This window comes from Phocaeicola sartorii JCM 17136 = DSM 21941, assembly GCF_054653615.1.
Map to the genome: position 1 here is coordinate 1566734 of NZ_BAAIFW010000005.1, position 21390 is coordinate 1588123.

13 protein-coding genes and 1 tRNA gene are annotated in these 21390 nt (G+C 41.1%); 13 read left to right on the forward strand and 1 reads right to left on the reverse strand.

Annotation, left to right across the window (positions count from 1 at the left end; translation table 11 throughout):
* Position 1: 1 nt before the first annotated feature.
* The 13 genes from ACYQ0C_RS06570 (at position 2) to ACYQ0C_RS06630 (ending at position 20187) form a co-directional block, all read left to right on the forward strand.
* Positions 2-1978 (forward strand): retaining alpha-galactosidase, encoded by a 1977-nt coding sequence (locus ACYQ0C_RS06570; protein WP_016276950.1) that lies wholly within the window; start codon positions 2-4, stop codon positions 1976-1978.
* A gap of 200 nt (positions 1979-2178) precedes the next feature.
* Positions 2179-6138 (forward strand): hybrid sensor histidine kinase/response regulator transcription factor, encoded by a 3960-nt coding sequence (locus tag ACYQ0C_RS06575; protein WP_016276949.1) that lies wholly within the window; start codon positions 2179-2181, stop codon positions 6136-6138.
* Positions 6139-6205: 67 nt separating this feature from the next.
* Complete coding sequence (locus ACYQ0C_RS06580) at positions 6206-7279, forward strand: CapA family protein (protein ID WP_016276948.1); 1074 nt, start codon at positions 6206-6208, stop codon at positions 7277-7279.
* 75 nt (positions 7280-7354) lie between these two features.
* Positions 7355-7428: transfer RNA gene (locus tag ACYQ0C_RS06585), tRNA-His, on the forward strand.
* A gap of 79 nt (positions 7429-7507) precedes the next feature.
* Positions 7508-8074, forward strand: a complete 567-nt coding sequence (locus tag ACYQ0C_RS06590) for a sigma-70 family RNA polymerase sigma factor (protein WP_016276947.1) — start codon at positions 7508-7510, stop codon at positions 8072-8074.
* 71 nt (positions 8075-8145) lie between these two features.
* On the forward strand, positions 8146-9225 hold the full coding sequence (locus ACYQ0C_RS06595) for a FecR family protein (protein ID WP_016276946.1): 1080 nt from the start codon (positions 8146-8148) through the stop codon (positions 9223-9225).
* A 56-nt stretch (positions 9226-9281) separates the two neighbouring features.
* Positions 9282-12776 carry a SusC/RagA family TonB-linked outer membrane protein gene (locus ACYQ0C_RS06600; protein ID WP_016276945.1) on the forward strand — a complete coding sequence of 1165 codons (3495 nt, stop codon included), beginning with the start codon at positions 9282-9284 and terminating at the stop codon, positions 12774-12776.
* 18 nt (positions 12777-12794) lie between these two features.
* Positions 12795-14186, forward strand: a complete 1392-nt coding sequence (locus ACYQ0C_RS06605) for a RagB/SusD family nutrient uptake outer membrane protein (protein ID WP_016276944.1) — start codon at positions 12795-12797, stop codon at positions 14184-14186.
* Between the two features lie 11 nt (positions 14187-14197).
* Positions 14198-15577 (forward strand): TlpA family protein disulfide reductase, encoded by a 1380-nt coding sequence (locus ACYQ0C_RS06610; protein ID WP_025017510.1) that lies wholly within the window; start codon positions 14198-14200, stop codon positions 15575-15577.
* A gap of 4 nt (positions 15578-15581) precedes the next feature.
* The gene (locus ACYQ0C_RS06615; RefSeq protein WP_016276942.1) at positions 15582-16760 is read left to right on the forward strand and encodes a TlpA disulfide reductase family protein; all 1179 of its coding nucleotides are present in this window, start codon (positions 15582-15584) and stop codon (positions 16758-16760) included.
* A gap of 634 nt (positions 16761-17394) precedes the next feature.
* Positions 17395-18378 (forward strand): aminodeoxychorismate synthase component I, encoded by a 984-nt coding sequence (locus tag ACYQ0C_RS06620; protein ID WP_016276941.1) that lies wholly within the window; start codon positions 17395-17397, stop codon positions 18376-18378.
* Positions 18362-18955 (forward strand): aminotransferase class IV family protein, encoded by a 594-nt coding sequence (locus ACYQ0C_RS06625; protein ID WP_016276940.1) that lies wholly within the window; start codon positions 18362-18364, stop codon positions 18953-18955. Before ACYQ0C_RS06620 ends, ACYQ0C_RS06625 begins: the two co-directional genes overlap by 17 nt.
* Positions 18956-19044: 89 nt before the next feature.
* Entirely contained in the window at positions 19045-20187 is a 1143-nt protein-coding gene (locus tag ACYQ0C_RS06630; protein ID WP_016276939.1) for a hypothetical protein, read from the forward strand.
* Here the strand turns inward: ACYQ0C_RS06630 and ACYQ0C_RS06635 are convergent.
* Positions 20184-21380, reverse strand: coding sequence for an MFS transporter (locus tag ACYQ0C_RS06635; protein WP_016276938.1), 1197 nt, complete (start codon positions 21378-21380; stop codon positions 20184-20186). The genes ACYQ0C_RS06630 and ACYQ0C_RS06635 overlap by 4 nt on opposite strands.
* Positions 21381-21390: the final 10 nt, after the last annotated feature.

A 21390-nucleotide genomic window follows, 5' to 3' on the forward strand; every position in this document is an offset into this window, starting at 1 on the left:
CATGAAAAAGCTGACAATTTTATTTTTATGCAGTTGGATAGTATTGACTGCACAGGCACGGAAAGTGTTCCAACTGGACTCGCCTGACGGACATTTGAGTACAACTATAACCCTAGGGGATGAGTTGACTTATGACATAACATGTAACGGGCAGCAGGTGCTTGCCGCTTCTCCATTGTCAATGACTTTGGAAGACGGAACCGTGTGGGGGGATCATCCGCAACTGGCAGGCAGTTCTCGGAAAGAGGTGGACCAGCTGATTGATTCGCCTTTTTATCGCAGCAGCCGGCTGCGGGATCATTATAAAAAGCTGGTACTTCGTTTTAAAAAAGGATGGAGTGTAGAGTTCCGGGCGTATAATGATGGAATAGCCTATCGGTTTGTGAATCAATTGAAAAAGCCGTTCAATATTCTTCAAGAAGAAGTGAACTATCAATTTACCGCTGATAAAACGGCTATTGTGCCTTATGTAGTACCACGTAGTGAGGATCAATTTTATAGTGCGTTTGAGAATACATATACTACCAGTAAAATTTCAGAATTGGATAAACAGAAGCTGATGTTTCTTCCGTTAGTCGTTGAAGCCGCTGACGGAGTGAAAGTATGCATTACCGAATCGGATCTGGAGAATTATCCGGGGCTTTATTTGTCGGGTGCGACAGGTGGTAACAGTTTGACAGGTGTACATGCTCCTTATCCTGCAAGTAAGCGTCAGGGAGGACATAATAACTTGCAGATGATTGTGGAAAAACGTGAACGTTTTATAGCGAAGGTTGATGGACCGCGCACTTTTCCCTGGCGCATGGCGATTGTTACGACTGATGATAAGGATTTGGCTGCAAGTAATATGACTTATTTGCTTAGTTCACCTTCACGGATTGGTGATCTTTCATGGATAAAGCCGGGTAAAGTGGCTTGGGAATGGTGGAGCGACTGGAATCTGGATGGAGTGGATTTTGTAACGGGAGTGAACAATGATACTTATAAAGCATATGTTGATTTCGCAGCCGCCCATCAGTTGGAGTATGTGATATTGGATGAAGGATGGGCGGTTAATCTGCAGGCTGACTTGATGCAGGTGGTAAAAGATATCAATTTGAAAGAACTGGTGAATTACGCAGCTGCCAAGAATGTAGGTATTATTTTATGGGCCGGTTATTATGCATTCGACAGAGATATGGAAAATCTGTGTCGCCATTATGCTGAACTGGGAGTGAAGGGTTTCAAGGTTGATTTTATGGATCGGGATGATCAGGAAATGGTCGCTTTCAATTATCGGGCGGCGGAAACCTGCGCTAAATATAAACTGCTCCTTGACTTGCATGGCATGTATAAGCCGTCCGGATTGAACCGTACTTATCCTAATGTATTGAATTTTGAGGGAGTTCATGGACTGGAGAACATGAAATGGAGTCCGGAGAGTGTGGATCAGGTAAAATATGATGTGACGATTCCTTTTATCCGTCAGGTGGCAGGGCCGATGGATTATACACAAGGTGCAATGAGAAATGCTGTGAAGGGCAGTTATTTCCCTTGCAACTCTGAACCGATGAGCCAGGGTACCCGTTGTCGGCAATTGGCTTTGTATGTGATATTTGAATCCCCGTTGAATATGCTGTGTGACACACCGGGCAATTATGAACGGGAGACTGAGTGTACTGATTTTATAACAGGTATTCCTACAGTTTGGGATGAAACGCATATTTTGGATGCCAAATTGGGAGAATACATTGTAACGGCACGTAGGAAAGGAGACCACTGGTATATCGGCGGCATTACGGATGGAACCGCAAGAAACCTTGAGATAGATTGTTCCTTCCTTGGAGATAAGGATTATGTGGGGGATCTGTTTAAAGATGGTATGAATGCGCATCGTATTGGCAAGGATTTCAAACGCGAGTCCGTTCGTTTGAACAAACAGGATAAGTTGAAAATACATCTGGCTCCAGGAGGTGGATTTGCAATCAGATTGCAATAAAGTTTTCATTGTCCGGATAATGATGAGGTGGGGAGGCTGGTAGCACTCCTCATCTCATTGTATTTTAAGTATAGGATCAAATAACTTTCTTTTTATACCTGTTAAATCATAAGAAAGCATTATTTTTGCAAGAAACCTTGGTTCCTTTTATTGGACTTCCAATGATGGAGAAGAACAATGATCAATAGAAATGTCTAACTATGAATAAACGGATTTCGTTATTTGCTTTTCTTTTTATACTATGCTTTGCGATTAGAAGCCAGACTAGAAATGTGAGGCACTATACCATTAATGAAGGTTTGGCAAACAATGCTGTGTATAGCATATTTCAGGACGTGAAGGGCCGGATGTGGTTCGGAACGATTGATGGGATACATAGTTTTGATGGTAACGGGATTCGTGTATGGCGGGATGAACGGATTTCTTCATTAGGCTCCAGTATTTATACTATAAGAGAAGATGACAGGCAAAGGCTTTGGATAGGTAGCGATCAGGGATTGGCATTATTTAATCTTCAGACGGAGAGTTTCTCTACTTTTGACGGGCAAACAGTGTCGGGCGTAAAGATCAATACGCCTGTCAGCCATATTATGCTGGACCGTAAAAAAACGCTTTGGATAGGTACGGTGGGCCAAGGCCTTTTTCATTATGATCCCCATGCGGACAAGTTGTATCAATATACGGCTCTTGGAAAAATAAATTCGGACTACATTTCATATATATTAGAAGATAGTTCCGGTACTATTTGGGTAGCTACAATGAATGCCGGAGTAAGCCGGTTTGTTCCATCGGAAGATCTTTTTCAACAGGTTGCGGCGGATGGGGTAAAGAATACAATCACTCTGTTTGAAGATTCAAGACGGAACCTGTGGGTGGGAAGCAGCGGAAACGGACTTTATTTACTGGAAAAGAAGGATGAACGACTTGTACAAAAATTAAAGCCGTCAGATGCTAAAGGGGTGCTTCAGGTGCGAAGTATGGTGGAATGGATACCGGGAGAACTTTTGATAGCTTCGGATGAAGGGTTGACGAGTTACAATATTGTCACAGGAGAAGATAAAACATTACGTTCGGACTCCAGGCAGGCTAACGGGTTGAATGATAATTATCTGCAAACATTGTTTGTCGATCGTGAACAGGCTCTTTGGGTCGGCACTTATTTTGGAGGGGTGAATTATGTTCCACCGACAGGAAACAGCTTTATACATTATTATAAAGGAAATACGCAGTTGGATGCCCGGATTATCAGCGTCTTTGCCCAAGCGGATAAGGATAATCTTTGGTTAGGTACTGATGATGCCGGTTTCTTTTATTGGGATCGTAAGAAAAATACATTTAAATCTTATAAACCTCAGCATTCTGTTTCCGGACCGACTTATCATAATATTCATGCCTTGTTGCAGGATGGTGATAATTTGTATATCGGAATGTATATGGGCGGACTCGATATAATGGATTTAAAAACCGGAAAGTTTAAGAATTATAAGTTCGGTACTTCTTCCAGATCTTTGTATGCATCAGGTATTTATGCGCTCTATAAAGATTCCGCTCAGCGCTTGTGGGTGGGAACTACCAATGGCTTGAATAAATACATTCCTGAAACAGATGATTTTGAACGGATTTATGAGGTACATCCGGCTGATGTGTCTTATATAATGGAAGACAAAAAAGGATATCTATGGGTATGTTCGCTTAATCAAGGCGTTTTTCGTTTGGATGGGAAAACACAAAAATGGGAACATTTTTCTTTACGAACAGAGGAAGAGAGGAATCAGTCCGTTATTCCTTCCAATAAGATTATTACTGCTTGTCTGGATGAAAAAGAAAATTTATGGTTTGGAACAGATGGATGTGGTCTTTTAAGATATGATTATAAGAAAAATGTTTTTGAGAAAGTGGTTTTACCGGAGAATATACGTGTGGTACACAAGATTATAGCGGCAAATAATGAACTGTGGCTGACAACCAGCAATGGTCTGTATTGTTACCAACCGGAGAATGGGAGTATCAAGATATATAATAAGCAGGATGGATTGCAGGAAAATCAGTTCTTGCCCAATTCGGGAATACAGTTGGTGGACGGTACTATTTTTGTAGGAGGCATTAATGGATTTAATGAATTCCATCCGGACAGACTTGCTTCTCATAGCCCAAAAACGACAGTGGTTCTGGCTGACTTTCAGCTGTTCAACAAACCGGTAAAAGTCGGGAGTGAAGATTCTCCTTTATCTACTTCCATTACGTATGCAGACCGTTTGGTACTGGAACATAAACATTCCATTTTCAGTTTGTCTGTCGCTACGCTTAATTATGCTAATCCTTCCAAAAATCAATATAAATATAAACTGGATGGATTTGAAAAAGACTGGACTGAGACAAATTCGGCTCCTCGCGTGACCTATACTAACCTTCCTTCCGGAAATTATACATTTCGTGTCAGTGCTTCCAATGGTGACGGAGTATGGAACGAAAACGCGATTGTTTTTCCTATTAGGGTTCTTCCTCCTTGGTGGGCGTCTACTTGGTTCTTCATTTTGTATGTTTGTATGGGAATAGGTCTGTTGGCCTGTTTGTATTATCGTATGAATAAAAAGCAACGTGAGAAATTAATGATGATGGCAGTAGAGAAGGACAAGGAAATCTATCAAAGTAAAATAGAGTTTTTTACGCACATGATACATGAGATAAGAACTCCCCTTACCTTGATTTTGGCTCCTCTTGAAAATGTGATGAGGTCTACAGGAAGCATCGGAGAGGCTATGCCCCAGCTTTTAGTCATTGAGCGCAATGGAAAGCGGTTGCTGAATTTGGTGAATCAGCTGATGGATTTCCGCAAAGTAGAGTCGGGGGGGATGAATGTTACTTTGGTGGATGTTGACATAAAAGCGATTCTGGCAGCTGTTTGCCAGCGTTTCTCTCTTTCGGCGGAACTGAAGAATATCAAAATTGTACTTACAATGCCGGATGCGGCTTGTTATGCTAAAGTAGATCCGGAGGCGTTTACAAAAATTGTGAGCAATTTGCTTACAAATGCATTAAAATTCACGGTTTCCCATATTTGGATTGATTTGATTCCCACAGAGGAAAACAAATTGGAATTGAGGATCAAAGATAATGGTCAAGGAATAGCCGTAGAGGAGCAAGAGAAGATTTTTACTCCTTTTTATCAGATACACGAGAACAGACCCAGTGATAATATAGGGACAGGTGTAGGATTACTGTTGGTGAAAAAACTGGTGAGCCTGATGCATGGTGAACTAAAATTGGAAAGTGAATCAGGTCTTGGAGCTACATTTATTATATGGTTCGATCGAAGTGAACAGGGTGAAACTTTACAAGATGAGGCCACACCGGCTGTCATGTTGCCTCAGGTACCTATTGATGTGACCGAACAGAAGCCCTATCACATTCTTCTCGTAGATGATAATCAGGATTTATTGGCTTATTTACGAATGCTTTTGGCTCCCGGGTATCAGATTACTTGTGCTTCGAATGGTAAGGAAGCGCTTGATTTATTAAGTGAACTGATGCCGGATTTGGTTATCAGTGATGTGATGATGCCTGTAATGGATGGTATGGAACTTTGTCGGAAAATAAAACAGAACTTCCGGACAAGTCATTTACCGATTATTTTGCTTACTGCAAAGGTGGAAACAAGGGATTATGTGGAAGGATTGGAGAATGGAGCAGACCTCTATGTGGCAAAACCATTTTCCTCAGATATTATAAAAGCACAGATACATAGTTTGCTGTCTAATAGAGAGCGAATGAAAGGAAGTTTCAAGACCGAACCGATGCTTCCTTCCGTTTCTGTTGCCAGCTCGCGGATTGATAAAGAGTTTTTGGAAAAAGTGACCGGTATTATCGAAGGCAGAATGACCGATTCGGATTTTTCAGTGGATGTGTTGGCACAAGAAATTGGGATTTCCCGTACCGGATTGTTCACAAAGCTAAAAGCGGTGTCGGGTATGACTCCGAATGATTTTATTCGTGTTATCCGATTGAAGAAAGCAGCGGTATTACTTTCTCAAGGCGATGTACAGGTTAGTGAGGCCTGTTTTCAGGTTGGTTTTTCATCTCCATCTTATTTCGCGAAATGTTTTCAGGCACAGTTCGGCGTTGCTCCTACGGAATTTAAGCGTATGAAAACTGTTAATTGATGTAGAACTTTGTTCTTTACGGATTTTCTTCCTATCTTGTGGCCCTCAATAAATAAGATAAGAATAGATGAAACAGCTATCCGCTTTCTTTCTGTTATGCTTTTGTCTTTCGCTATCGGCGCAGGATCAGATCTCTTTGTTGTTTGTCGGTGATTTGATGCAGCATCAGGCTCAGATTGATGCGGCCAGGCAAGGAGACGGGTATCATTACGATGATTGTTTCCGCCATGTGAAGGACGAAATCAGCCGGGCGGATGTGTCTGTAGGAAACTTGGAGGTGACATTGGGCGGAAAGCCTTATAGAGGGTATCCGGTGTTCAGTGCTCCGGACGAGTATCTTTACGCGATAAAGGATGCCGGATTTGACGTGCTGCTGACTGCTAACAATCATTGCCTGGACAAAAGGAAGACAGGGCTGGAACGCACCATCCGGATGCTGGATTCTTTGAAAATACCCCATGCCGGAACGTATAGCAATCCGGAGGAACGCCGTAAGAACTATCCGTTAGTGATAGAGAAAAATGGTTTTAGAGTTGTATTGTTGAACTATACTTATGGCACGAATGGTTTTAAGCCTGATGCTCCGAACGTGGTGAATTACATTGACCGGGAGCAGATAAAGAAAGATATTCTGGCGGCGCGCAGGAAATTCCCCGATGTCATTATAGCCTGTATGCACTGGGGGGTGGAATATCGTTCCTTTCCCGAACGGTCGGAGCGTGAACTGGCTGACTGGTTGATCGGGCAAGGAGTAGATCATGTAATAGGTTCGCATCCGCATGTGCTCCAGCCGATGGAAATTGTAAAGGACTCCCGAACTCCTGCCCGGCACGTTGTTGTTTATTCATTGGGTAATTTTATATCGAACATGTCGAAAGAAAAAACGGATGGAGGGGCTATGGTAAAATTGAAACTGCAACGGATTTTTCGAATAACCCGTCTGGTAGATTGTGAATATGCCTTGGTTTGGACTTCAAGACCGGTTTTAAGTAAAAAAAAGAACTTTGAATTATATCCTGCTACTTTTATAAATAAATCCATTCATAATGAGGAGTTTAACGTGATGAAACGTTTCTTGAAGGGAGCTGGAGAACTATTGGAAAAATCGAATGAAGGCATAAAAGAGTATTTTTTTGAATAATTTTTCCCCGAAATGTTTGCAGATATAAAAAAAAGCCGTATCTTTGCATCGCTTTCGAAAGGAAAGCCTAACATGGTGACTATAGTTCAGTCGGTTAGAGCGTCAGATTGTGGTTCTGAATGTCGTGGGTTCGAATCCCACTAGTCACCCTACCCCTATGAAAGGTTCTGTAAATCTAATGATTTATAGGACCTTTTTTTATTTTCTGTACCTGTTTGTGCAATTGTCATGACGATAAATTTAAACGATAATGGCGAAAGAGATAAATATATCTTGGAGTTGTTCCGGACATCTCCTAAGGAGGCTTTTCGTTTATTATTTGATACTTATCACATGAAATTGTGCATATATGCAGTGCAACTGACCGACTCTTTTGAAATGGCGGAAGATATAGTGCAGGATTTTTTCATCTATTTCTGGGAGAAGAAATATTATTTGAAAATAAATCAAAATCTTCGTTATTATCTTTATTTGTCTGTGCGGAATGCGGCCGTCAATGCTTTGCAGAAAAATAACATGTTGTCTATGGAGGAACTCTCGGGCATTGATATGACTATTCCGGAGGAATCTATAGATGAAGAGGAGCAAGAGGAGCAAAATAAGTTATTATTGGAAAAACTACAGAAATTATCTCATCAGGAACTACAAGTGGTGAGAGCTGTCATTATGGAAAATAAGAAATATAAAGAGGCGGCTGAGGAACTCCATATATCTGTGAATACTTTAAAGACTCATCTGGCGAGAGCGTTGAAGAAACTAAGAGAAGGATACAATTTGTACGCGCTGTTTTATTAAAATTAAAATTCTTTTCCTTTTTTGTCACCCGTTTATTAAAAATGGCTCTCTTTCATTAAACGAAAGTGATAATGGATAAAGAGAATCAAAAAAAGAATAAAAAGTATTTTGAATATTATATAGTGCAGCGAAAGGAAGAATTTCGTTGCCGATATGATCACGAACGGTCGTGGGAAGCCTTGCAATGCAAGCTTCAAAAGAGAAGAAAACGCCGGATCGGCCTGTATTGTGTAACAGCGTCGGCAGCCCTTTTTATTCTGGTTTTAGGAATTAGTCATATATTCTCTCTTCACAATAACACACAAAACAAAGATGCCGTAGTGGCTGCTGTAGTTTCATTTCCGGAAACAGGCAGCCGCAAGGCTATTCTTACTTTGGAGAATGGAGAAAAAGTGGACTTGTCGGTTAAAAAAGGTACGATTTCTAATGAAAGTTCTACGATCATTAATAATAATTCCAATCAATTATTGACTTATAAAAAAGTGGAAGAGGTTTCTTCAACTCCTCAGATGAATACATTGGCTGTCCCTAGAGGTGGGGAATATCAGTTGATTTTATCGGACGGAACAAGGATATGGATGAATGCTGAGAGTTTTTTGCGTTATCCTGCTTCTTTCGTTGGGGAGAAAAGAGAAGTGTTTCTGGAAGGGGAAGCTTTTTTTGAAGTGGCAAAAGATACTGAGCATCCCTTTGTCGTTCATACAAACAGACATTCAGTGGAGGTGCTGGGTACAAGTTTTAATATTTCTGCTTATCCTGACTATAAGGTATATACAACTCTTGAAGAAGGGCGCGTTAAAGTCAGTACGGCTAAGGCATCGGTCGTGTTAAATCCAGATCAACAAGCAGTTATTGAGCCGGATAATGATGATATAGTGACACGTGATGTGCCTGCTTACCTGTTTACTTCCTGGGCGAAGGGGAATTACGAATTTCGTAATACGTCTTTGGCTGAGATTGTCGCCCAGCTGTCACGGTGGTATAATGTGGATATCTATTTTAAAAATGAATCTTTAAAAAATAAGAGATTTGCAGGTATCATTTTCAGGGAGGAAGAACTGAGCTTTGCCATTGAAGTGATAGAAAGAGTCTCTAATGTGCATTTTACCCGTGATGGGGAAACTATTTACATTGAAGATAAGCACGAATAAGAAAGCAGCATGATAGGAGAGAATTGACTTTTTTAATAATAAATCAACAAACAATTATGAGTACAAAACTTTTGAGCGAAACTATTTGTCGCAAAGGCCTCATGGTGAAATGCTTTGTTGCATTGATCGTATTCTTTTGTTCGGTGGGTGATGCGTTTGCCCAGGCTGATACTAAAGTGACTGTCAATGTGAACAGTGTTTTAATCAGAACTGCCTTGGATCAACTGCAAAGGGAGGCAAAGATCCATTTTGTTTATGATGAAGAGAATATTGATTCAGGAAAACGGGTGAGTTTATCTTATACTCAAACCCCTCTGAACGTGGTTCTGGATGATTTTTGTAAACAGACCTCGTTGCGGTATGAAGTAAAAAGAAACTTGATTCTTATTTTACCAGCAAAAGCGGAGAAAAAGACCGGAAAGCATGAACCTTTTTATATGACGGGCGTGGTTACGGATGAAACCGGAGAAAGTATCATTGGAGCTACCATAATGATTGGAGGTACAAGCCAGGGTACGGTGACCGATATAGACGGCCGGTATAGCTTGCAGGTTACTCCCGGCGATTTGGTGTCATTTACTTTTGTCGGAATGGCGGATAAAGTAGTCAAGGCGCAAGCTGGCAAGAAAGTGGTGAATGTGAAGATGGAGACAAATGCCACTGCATTGGCGGATGTTGTAGTAACTGGTTATCAGACGTTGTCTAAAGAACGTGCGACAGGTTCTTATTCTGTCATTTCAGAAAAAAGTACGAAGGGTAAACTGGAAACAGATGTGTTGTCACGTATTGAAGGTCTGGTAGCGGGTATCAATAAAACTTCCAGTAACAGCAGTGATGTCGTTATTCGTGGTATTACTACTTATATGGGAAATACAAAGCCACTGTATGTAGTTGATGGTATGCCTTATGAAGGTGATTTGGCATCCATAAATCCTACTGATGTGCAAAATATAACCGTATTGAAGGACGCTGCTGCAAGTTCTATTTATGGTGCCCGTGCTGCTAATGGAGTAATTGTTATTACAACCAAGCGCGGACAGGAAGGTAAAACTAAAGTGAGCTATAATGGTAGTGTCAAGTTGTCACCGAAGCCGGATTTTGATTATTTGAACTTGATGAGTAGTTCTGAATTGGTGGATATGCAGATTGAGGGATTTGATTATTATCATACGGCTTATGAGAATCTGAATAAACGTCGGGCTGTAAATCAGGTAGTTGATTTGTTATATCAGCATGAACAAGGTCAGCTGACGGATGGTCAATTGGCAGATGCTTTGTTGCCTTATCGCACCAATGATAACCGTAAACAAATAGAAGATGAATTTGCGCGTGTAGGTATTGTTCATCAGCATAATTTGGCTGTTTCTGGTGGTTCTAATAAAAATCGGTATATGGCTACTATTAATTATATGGGTGATTATGGTAATCAAAAGTACCAAAGTAAAGATCGTATTGGCTTTAGCTTAAAAGATGATGTGGATTTCTTTAATTGGCTATCGGCTGATTTCGGGGTGACAGGAAGCTTTTATCGTTCAAAAGGTGATAATGGAGCAGGCAGTTATAGCAGTTTGATGAGCAGTTATCCTAGTTATTATATGTTGAGAGACTTACAAGGTAATCCACTAAGTTTCCAACGTACTAAATCAGATTATGAATTGCAACGTTTGCAAAGTATAGGTTTGATGGATGAAACATATAGCCCGATAACGAACCGTGCAGAAGAAAGTTATCATAATAATTCTAATTATTATCGTTTGCATGCAGGGTTGAAATTTAAAATAATAGAAGGTCTTAATCTTGATTTGAAATATCAGACTGAAGGAACGTATGATAAAAATCGGACTTTGTATAGTAATATGTCATATACAGTACGTAATATGATAAATGATGCAGCTCAATATGATGCGGCAACAGGAAGTCTTACACTGAATGTTCCTAAGGGTGGCCAGTTGGGTGAGAGCCGTTACGAATCTTATTCATATACAATGCGTGCTCAAGTGAACTTTAATCGTGCATTTGGAAAACATGCTATATCAGCGTTGGGCGGTGCTGAACGTCGGTTGGTGCGTCGTACCGGTGCGAAGAATTATTATATGGGATATGATGATAATAGTCTGGGAGTAAAACCTATAAATCCGTTGGTTATGTCTCCTATTAATGGAACTGAGGCTTTGCTGGGATCATTTAATTGGGTTTATGGTGAATATAATTCATTGACTCATACGGAAGATCGATATGTTTCTTTCTATGCTAATGGTTCATATACATTTGACGAACGTTATTCACTGACAGGAAGTATTCGTATTGATCAATCTAACTTGTTTGGTACTGATCCTAAGTATCAGTATCGTCCGTTATGGTCTGTTGGTGGTGGTTGGCAAATTGCTAACGAGGCTTTTATGGAAGATTGTACGTGGCTGAATCGTTTGAATTTGCGTATTACTTATGGTGTGGGCGGTAATGTACCTAAGGATGCAGGACCGTATATGACTGTGGTTGACAGCGGATATAATGATTGGGTAGGAGATTTTGGCTCGTACATAAAGAATCCGCCTAACTCTCAGCTTCGTTGGGAAAAAACGGCTTCTACCAATATAGGGCTTGATTTTTCTGTATTCAATTCTCGTTTAGGTGGTAGCATTGATTATTATTATAAGAAAACGACGGACTTGTTAGGAAATCGTAATGCGGATCCGACTTTGGGCTGGGCAAGTTTATTGCAAAATTATGGTTCGATGTTCAATAGAGGCGTGGAATTGTCGTTACAGAGTGTAAATATTCAAAATAAGAATTTTACTTGGGGCACTAATTTAATGTTCAGTTATAATAAAAATGAACTGACCAATTTGGAAGGTACAAGAGAAACTGTTTTTTATTATAGTGCATATAATGTAGCTGCAGTGGGATATCCTATAAATAGTGTATTCAGCTATCGTTATGCGGGACTTGATCCGGAAAATGGAAATGTGCTGGTCTATAATAAGGAAGGAGAAAAAGTTTCAAAAATAAGTTCTATTGATGATATGGTATATTCTGGTACTCGTACTCCCAAATATACAGCGTCATTGAAAAATTTCTTCTCTTATCGTGATTTTGATTTTTCATTCATGTTTGTATATTATGGCGGTCATGTATTGCGCGATGTCGTAGCTGGATATATGAGTGGTGCACCGAGCGCAAATCTTACTCGTAAGGCTTTAAATCATTGGAGGAAGCCGGGGGATGAAAATATTCCGGGAGTGGCTCCGTCTTTCAATAGGAATATTTATTATACAGACGCTCAGGCATGGTATTCGGCAGATACGCATGTAAAGAAAGCAGACTATATCAAATTGAGAGATATTTCATTGAGTTACAATTTGCCGAAGAATTGGTTGAGGAAATATTTTATAGAGTCGGCTGCTGTGACTTGTCAAATCAGTAATGCGTGGTGGTGGGCTGCTAATGGAGATATTGATCCGGAAGCATATACTACATCTGGGTATGGATGGGGATCCTTGACTCTTCCGAATCCTACTACTTATACAATTGGTTTGTCTCTTAATTTTTAAATGATTAAATAGATAAATATGAAATTATATAAATTTTTACTTTGTGCATGCCTGGCGTTGTCTGTAATGTCATGTGATGATTATTTGGATATACAGCCCAAAGGGATTGTAATTCCGGAAAAGAGTGAAGACTATGAACGTTTATTGAACTATGCTCAATTGCTGAAAGCTTCAGAGTCATATCCTAATTTTATGACAGATGATGTTTTTATGCCTTATGATGATGATATGACAGGAGGATTTATTTCTCTAGGGTTGCCGGATCAGCATTTATATGCGTTTAATAGTGAAATCTTTGGAGAGGGAGAAAGTGACGGTCTTTGGGAATATTCCTATAATCGTATTTACTATTACAATGTAGTTATTGATGATATAATGGGGGCTACTCAAGATACTGAAGAACATAAAAAGCAATTGAGGGCTGAAGCTTTGGTTGGACGTGCTTTTGAATATTTGACTTTGGTCAATGCTTACGCCAATCATTACGATCCGTCGACTGCCGCTACAGATCCTGGAGTTCCATTGATGCTGGATAAGAATATCAATAAAACAAATCTGCAGCGTGCCACAGTGCAGGAAGTGTATGATCAAATTAAGGCAGATTTGGATGAGGCTGCTCCTAATTTACCGGAAAAACCTGTGTTGAATGCCTATCGTGCATCTAAGCCGGTGGGCTACGGGATGTTGGCACGTATGTATCTTTATATGGGAGATTACAAAAAAGCGTTGGAGAATGCGGTAATCTCATTACAGAATAATTCAACTTTGATGAGTCTTTTCCCTTATAAAGTAGTGGATCGTGATAAATACATTGGTAGAATTGACGTTCCGGATGGAGATGAGAATCCGGAAAATATTTATATTCGTTTGGCTCCATGGACTTTTGGATTCAGTGCTACTGCGTATGCATCTGAAGAATTGGCGTCTTTGTACGATCAGGAAAAGGACCAGCGTTACCTGTTGTATTTTACGAAATATTTAGGTGGAATAGATTTGGATTATCCTCTTTGGGCTCCTTATATTTATGCAAATATGGCTATGTCTACTCCGGAAATGTATTTGATAGCAGCCGAGTGTGAAGCCCGTATAGGTAGTAAAGACAAGGCTATGGAATATATTAATACCTTGCGCGATAACCGTATTATTGATAATGTACCTTTGGTTGCGAGTGATAACAAGGATGCATTGGTAAAAGTGCTGGAGGAGAGAAGACGGGAGATGCCTATGCTGGGTTGCACCCGCTTGATTGACTTGAAACGTTTGAATCGTGAGCCTGAATTTGCAAAGACTATTGTGCATGAGGTGAATGGTGTGGAATATAAATTGGAGCCTAACAGCCCTAAATATATTCTGCCTATTCCGCCTACAGTGCTTCGTTTTAATCCTGATATGGTTCCTAATATAAGATAAAAGATATTTTAATGAAAAAACTAACAAGTATGATGGCAACAGCAGCATTATGCTGTTGCCTGGGTTCCTGCAACAGTGGAACTAAGCAAGAAGTGGAGAATACGGTACATATCAAAGGCCAGCTGATGGATATGGGTAGCCAGAATGTGCGTATGCGATTTGACGGAGCGGCATCTATGGTGGGCGACAGCCGGGACATTTTGTTGGAAACGGATGCTGCCGGTTATTTTGATACTACTTTTGTACTGAAAGAGCCGACATATTACAGCATCAGTCGCAACACATTGTATCTTACTCCAGGGGATGATATGACTATCAAAGTAACTCAGTCAAATACTGAAGCGGAATTTTCAGGAAAAGGCGCTGAAGCTAATAATTACATGAAGTTCCGTCTTTTCCCGAAAGGGGGATCTTACTTGGAAGGCGGCGGTAACTTACGTGGAGATTTTGTTTCTACTAAAGCATTGGTTGACAGCTTGGCCGCTATACGTATGCATACATTGGATACGTTGAGTAATGTATCCGGTTTATTTAAAAAGCTGGAAACAGCACGGATCAAGGCGGATGTGATCAATAGCTATATCTGTTATGCTAGTTATTCAAGGATGTTTGCCGACATAAAAACTGAAGAAGAGATGCAGGCTAAATGGAATGAGTTTAATGTTTCGTTGACACCGGAGGTAGCTCCGTTGTATAAGGAAATTATGGATGAGAATATGTTGGATGTGGCTGTAGTACGCGATGTCCTTTCTTATCAGGAAGATTCCACACTGACTTCTCTTTGGTTCAAAGACATTTCCATTCCTGCGCGTACCACAGAACTGTATGCTTGTGCTAAAATCGTAGGCGATTTACGCGATGAAGTTTCGGAACAGACGGTGGACAAGGCGAAGGCATTTTTGCAAACAGTGAAGAATGCCGATTTCGCAACAGAAGTGGAAGGAAAGATTGTTCAGGCTTCCAAGTTGCTTCCCGGACAACCTGCATTTGATTTTGAGATGGAGGACGTGGAAGGCAATGTGAAACATCTTGCGGATTTCAAGGGCAAGGTGATTTATATTGATTTATGGGCGACTTGGTGCGGTCCTTGTATTCAGGAGTCTCCGGCGTTCGAGGCTTTAGGAAAGAAATATGCGGGTAAGGATATTGTTTTTCTTCCGGTTTCCACAGATACTACTACGAAGCCTTGGCTAGGATACCTGGATGCACATAAGAAAGAGTTGACTCAGTATCATTCCAATGACGTGGCTTTAAAAGAAAGCTGGGCCATCATGTATATTCCTCGTTTTATCTTGATAGACAAGGATTTCAATATTGTGAATGCATACGCTCCACGTCCGTCAAGTGAAGAGATTAGTCCTTTGATCGATTCTGTTCTTAATAAACAGTAAATTTATGATTGATAAGAAATATTTGTTATTAGGCGTTTCTCTATGCATGTTAAATGCTTGTAATGAGCCTAAGTCTGTGACTTTAGAGGGCAGTCTGGATGGAATCCAGACTGATTCCATCTATCTGTATCAAGTAAACAATGAGCATTATGGTAATGTGAAACTGATTGAGTCCATTGCCGTTACCGATGGTAAATTTGTTTATCCCGCTGATTCTATAGAAACCGGTCTTTATTGTTTCTCTTTGCAGAATATGGAGCGTGGAGAGTATTTACAACAATATGCCAACTTGTTTTTAGAACCCAAGTCCATGCAACTGACTCTTGGCAAGGACAAATATGAACATCTGAGTTTGCATGCTACTGGTTCTGCATTACAGGAACAATATGAGGCCTTACAAAAAGCGAAATATGTAGCTGGAAATCGTGCTGTTCTCGACTCTTTGGATAATATGTTCTATGAAGCCCGTGAAAAGGGAGACCAAAAAGAAATGGAGCGTATCCGGGAGGTTTCCATGCCCTATTATGACAGTGCTTCGGAACAGACCCGTAAATTGATCAGTGAGGAAATTGATAAAAATAAGGGTTCATACTTCGGTTTGTATCTGTATTACACCTATCGTTTCCAGAATCATACTTTTAATACAGTAGAGGAGATTGATGAGGTGCGTAACTTCATTGGTGGTTTTGACGAGACTTCCAAGCAGAGTAGCATGTATGCCAAAATGCAAGAAGGTTTGGATAAACTTGCCCAGTGTGCTGTTGGCAGTGCCGCTCCTGCTATAACCGGTATTGATTTGGAGGGAAATACTGTCAGTCTGAGCGATTTTAAAGGCAAATATGTATTGGTGGATTTTTGGTTTGCAGGCTGTCATTGGTGCCGTTTGGAAACTCCTTATTTATTGAAGACATACAATGCTTTTAAAGATAAGGGATTCACTATTTATGGTGTGTCAACGGACCGTCGTGAGGAAGACTGGAAAAAGGCCATTGAAGAAGACAAGAGTTATTGGAACCAGGTCCTCTTGCAGAAGGATGACGTAAAGAAGGTGTTGGAAACCTACTGTATTGTTGGTTTCCCACATATTATTTTAGTAGATCCGGAAGGTAAGATCGTAGCGAAGGAGTTGCGTGGAGATGATCTTTATAATACCGTTGAGAAGTTTGTAAACGGAGCAGAATAAGGAAATGTGTTTTTAAACGAGTGGAACAGCAGGTTGGGGAATGTCCAGCCTGCTGTTTTTTCTTTTATGGAATGTGAGTTTCTTGAGGGGAGGATATTCCTTTATTGCAGATAATGATGCATCGTGGTTTTGTTGTATTCATTTTTTATAGATCTAATGTGTGACCTGTATTTCTTTAATCTTTTCCTTTTGAAGAACATTTTGCCTGTCGGATAGGTTAAAAGATTATCTTTGTACTATTATTTAAAAAGAAAGACATTGGCAGAAATAAACATAAAAGACTAAAACGTATAGGTATTGTAAGCGTACAATACTTTTGGCGGTCTCGTTGGATGCTTGTGTTCAGATTTAAGACGAGGCCACCTTATTCTCGTAGAGAATTTAGATTTTAATTTGGATGATACCTGCTCGTGATGAGTAGGTATCATTTGTTTTTCAGCCTGTCCTGTTATGGAAATGGTATCCGTGATAATATAAAAGGAAAGCCAAGAAATATTTCGGCAGATTTCATGTTATTTATTGAATAAAACAAGTAAAAGAAAGATTCTTTTCTGTTTAATGTAACAGTTTACTTTAAATTCTTAACTTTGTCCCCCTCGAAAATGATTGTTACAAGATAATTTAGCAGTTAAAGATGCAACCATATAAAAAACCGGAAGCCATAAAACGTATGAATGAGCTGGCGGGCAGCCGGAAGCCTTTTCTTTTTATTATAGATTATAAACAGCAATGCTCTTTGATAGAAGAGGTAAGCCGGATTGATTCTGCCTGTTGCCGTTATGATTTCAATGGAGTGAAAAATGTGGAGGCTTCAACGGAAAGTTACCCTGGGCGGATAGATTGGGACTTTGCCCCGATGCCTTTGGCAGATTACCGGCAGGCTTTTGAAATCGTAAAACGGAATATTCTGGCGGGTAACAGTTATCTTGCCAATTTGACTTGCAAGGTTCCTGTCAGTACTAATCTTACTTTGGAAGATGTGTTCCGGCATTCCAAGGCGCTTTATAAACTTTGGTTGAAGGATAAACTGGTCTGCTTTTCTCCCGAAATCTTTGTCCGCATAGAGAATGGAGAGATAAAATCTTTTCCCATGAAAGGAACGATTGACGCGACTTTGCCGGATGCGGAAAAACAATTGATGGACGATCCTAAGGAGGCAGCCGAACATGCTACCATTGTAGACTTGATTCGGAATGATCTGAGTATGGTGGCGGAACGGGTGAGCGTTGCGCGGTATCGGTATTGTGACCGGTTGGAAACAAATAAAGGCCCTATCTTTCAGACCAGTTCGGAGATCTGTGGAACTTTACCTGATGATTATCCTTCCCGTATCGGAGAAATTATATTTCGTCTGCTGCCGGCCGGCTCCATAACCGGAGCGCCTAAACCCAAAACCATGGCTATTATTGAAGAAGCGGAGGATTATGAGCGCGGCTTTTATACAGGTATAATGGGGTATTGTGACGGCAGGACTTTAGACAGTGCTGTGATGATCCGTTTCATAGAAAAAGACGGAGAACGACTTTATTATAAGGCAGGGGGAGGAATTACTTCAAAGAGTGATTTGCAAAGTGAATATAACGAGATGATACAGAAAATTTATGTGCCCATTTATTGAGACTATACGGATAAAGCAAGGAAAAGCGTGCAATTTGTCTTATCATAATGAAAGACTGAATGACACCCGTCGTCATTTCTGGCCGGGCTGTCCCGACATAGAGCTGGACAAATACCTGAAACTGACACCGGAGATGGACGGGATGAAATGCAGGGTGATATATGATGGTGGAGGTATAAAGGAAATTAGCTATGCAGCCTACCGGATGCGTCCGGTACATTCCTTGCGGCTGGTTTGTTCGGATGATATAGACTATACCTATAAAAGTACGGACAGGGAGGTATTGAACCGTCTTTTCGCCTGTCGCGGGGAACAGGATGATGTATTGATTGTCAGACGCGGACTGCTGACCGATACCTCCATAGCCAATATTGCCTTGTTCGACGGGAAGGATTGGGTTACGCCTAAATCACCTCTGCTGAGAGGGACTTGCCGCATGGCGCTGATGGATAAAGGAGTCATAAAAGAGAAAGATATCCGGCCGGAAGAACTATCCTCTTATTCTTTTGTTAGGTTGTTTAACGCTATGATCGAATGGGGAGCGTTGGAACTTTCTACCGGAACTATTTACGAATAATAAAAAAGACGGTGGAATTTTGGACTTTTTTGTTTGTTTTCTTAAATAATTTGCTATATTTGCAAAAAAAATATAAATATAGGTAGGGTATGAGATTGCGGACAGTTGCCAAGTTGGGTATGGTGTTATCAGTTGTATTGTTTTGTACAGCTGTTGGCTTTTACGGCTTTGCAAAATTAAGCCTGACGGATAAGAGTCGTGAAATCAATCTCTTCTCACTTGTACCGGCTGATTGCATCGGTGTGTTGGAGAGCGACAATATTAATTATTTTCAGAATGAATTTACTCAGTTGAATTATTCGGAAGAGTTGGGCAATTTCCAGTTTCCCGGTTTGTTTAATTATGTGTTGGGAGGCTTGAATGAATATACAACCAATAATGCCCATGGCTTGAGCAGCAAGATGAGCCGGGTGGTGGTCAGTTTCCATTCGCCTGGCACTCCGCGTGACCAGGTGGTGTATTTCCGTATGGGAGATGATGATAAGGAAACATTGGGCGATATGTTGTTGGAGAGGGCTCCGGGGAATTTCTCACCTAAAAAGGAAAAATACAGAGGGAAAAATATAGCTGTCTACCCGTTGGGCAATGATGATTTTCTGGCTGTCTATAGCGAGGAGGGATTCTATGTGGTGAGCTACCAGAAAAGTTTGATAGAGAAAGTGATTGATACACGTGAGGATGAGGAGAAAGCACTGAGCAACGATCCTGTATTCTCCAAAGCGATGCAGAAAAAGAAAACGCATAATTTTCTGACTTTATACGGACGTACCCCTTCTATGCCTTTCTTGCAGGATAATAAAGGCTGTTGGAGTGAATTTGACTTTCACATGAACAGCGATGTGGTGTATCTCACCGGAGATACCTTCATGCCTGATACATGCGATTGTATGAACCAGATATCCGGAAAGTTGAAAAGTATTCCGGATATTAGGGAAGATAGTCTGATCATTTCTGCTGATAAGGATTCCATGGCAGGTTATATGGAAGAGGCATACGAAAGGAACAGCCGGACATTGTTCAATGAATGTGTGGCTAATCTTTCACGCGACGCCGCCTTTATGCTTGTGGCGGATATGAACAAGGTATCCCGGAATCCGGAACGTTTCGAACCTTATCTGCCGGCATTTCTGCTGGAAAATGCTCCCTTGTTCCACTCGTTCATTCTTTCAGCACAGTTGTCGGTAGTGAACGACCGGCTTTCCCACATCATGGTGCTGACATATAAAGATTAGCGCAACTTGTGCCGGTGGAAGTGGGGGGCCACTTTGTTTCTGAAATAGAATAATGAGATAACAGTGAGTGCAGCTCCGAATAGATAAGCCATCTTGAAAGTGGCTATTTCCGCTATATATCCGCCCAGTAACATGCCGGCGCCTATGCCCACATCCCACGAAGTCAGGTAGGTGCTGGTTGCCGTACCGCGCTGACTGTTGGGGGCCAGGTTCACAAACAACGTGTTGTAGGCAGGAAACATGGTTCCGAAACCGATGCCTAGCAAAAGAGCTATGGTGAACAGAAAATAAGTAGTCCATTGCAAGTCCCATGTTGTCAGCCATCCGCATGAACTCAACCCGAAGAAACAGAAACAGACCAGATACAGGCCGGCTTCGATGACCTGGGTAACCATTCCCCGGTCTACCAGGCGTCCGGAGAAGAGACGGGAAACCGCCATGCCCAATGCCATGAAGGTGAAGAAGAAACCGGTGGATGCCTGGATGCCTATTTGCTTGGCATACATTGCAACGTAATTGGTGGTCATGCCGTAAGGAATGGATAACAGTAGCAAGCTGAAACCTGCCGGGAGTCCTTTGAGCAAGATGAAACGGTCCAATGATACCGGTTCTCGTTTTACAGGTGGCTTGTAGGTGGTCTTTACCAATGAGGCGCAGAGAAATCCTGTCAGGCAGGAGCCTAACGAACAGCAGAAGATAAGTGTATAATCCACTCCTGCATCATGCAGGAAGAGCCCTGTCATCGGTCCGATGGACATGGCTATGTTGTTTGCCAGTCCGTAATATCCCAGTCCTTCCCCACGGCGTGAAGAAGGCATGATATCAATGACAATGGTATTTCCGCTGACTGTCACCATGCCGAACGATACTCCGTGTACAATGCGGAATAAGATAAATAAGGTGAGTGTTCCAGCAATGATATATCCTCCGAAGATGGCGGTAAAAGTGAAATAAGCCAACAGATAAAGCGGTTTGCGGGAAAAGGTATCCAACAGATAGCCGGAAAAGGGGCGTATGCACAGAGCGGCGATGGTGTAACAGGAAAGTACGGCACCTATGGTTGTTTTATTGGCGTCAAAAACTTCTGCCAGATAGAAAGGCAATACAGGCATCAGTAACCAGAATCCAAAGAATAATAGAAAATTGGCTGCCAGTATTTCTATATAATTTTGGGTAATCAGCTTGTCCTTCATGAGTGATAAT

Bases quoted from the DNA above. Each gene is read 5' to 3' on its own strand.
- ACYQ0C_RS06595 (WP_016276946.1), top strand. From the start codon at position 8,146: ATGGATAAAGAGAATCAAAAAAAGAATAAAAAGTATTTTGAATATTAT.
- ACYQ0C_RS06590 (WP_016276947.1), top strand. From the start codon at position 7,508: ATGACGATAAATTTAAACGATAATGGCGAAAGAGATAAATATATCTTG.
- ACYQ0C_RS06625 (WP_016276940.1), top strand. From the start codon at position 18,362: ATGTGCCCATTTATTGAGACTATACGGATAAAGCAAGGAAAAGCGTGC.
- ACYQ0C_RS06610 (WP_025017510.1), top strand. From the start codon at position 14,198: ATGAAAAAACTAACAAGTATGATGGCAACAGCAGCATTATGCTGTTGC.
- ACYQ0C_RS06615 (WP_016276942.1), top strand. From the start codon at position 15,582: ATGATTGATAAGAAATATTTGTTATTAGGCGTTTCTCTATGCATGTTA.
- ACYQ0C_RS06580 (WP_016276948.1), top strand. From the start codon at position 6,206: ATGAAACAGCTATCCGCTTTCTTTCTGTTATGCTTTTGTCTTTCGCTA.
- ACYQ0C_RS06630 (WP_016276939.1), top strand. From the start codon at position 19,045: ATGAGATTGCGGACAGTTGCCAAGTTGGGTATGGTGTTATCAGTTGTA.
- ACYQ0C_RS06570 (WP_016276950.1), top strand. From the start codon at position 2: ATGAAAAAGCTGACAATTTTATTTTTATGCAGTTGGATAGTATTGACT.
- ACYQ0C_RS06605 (WP_016276944.1), top strand. From the start codon at position 12,795: ATGAAATTATATAAATTTTTACTTTGTGCATGCCTGGCGTTGTCTGTA.
- ACYQ0C_RS06620 (WP_016276941.1), top strand. From the start codon at position 17,395: ATGCAACCATATAAAAAACCGGAAGCCATAAAACGTATGAATGAGCTG.
- ACYQ0C_RS06600 (WP_016276945.1), top strand. From the start codon at position 9,282: ATGAGTACAAAACTTTTGAGCGAAACTATTTGTCGCAAAGGCCTCATG.
- ACYQ0C_RS06575 (WP_016276949.1), top strand. From the start codon at position 2,179: ATGAATAAACGGATTTCGTTATTTGCTTTTCTTTTTATACTATGCTTT.
- ACYQ0C_RS06635 (WP_016276938.1), bottom strand. From the start codon at position 21,380: ATGAAGGACAAGCTGATTACCCAAAATTATATAGAAATACTGGCAGCC.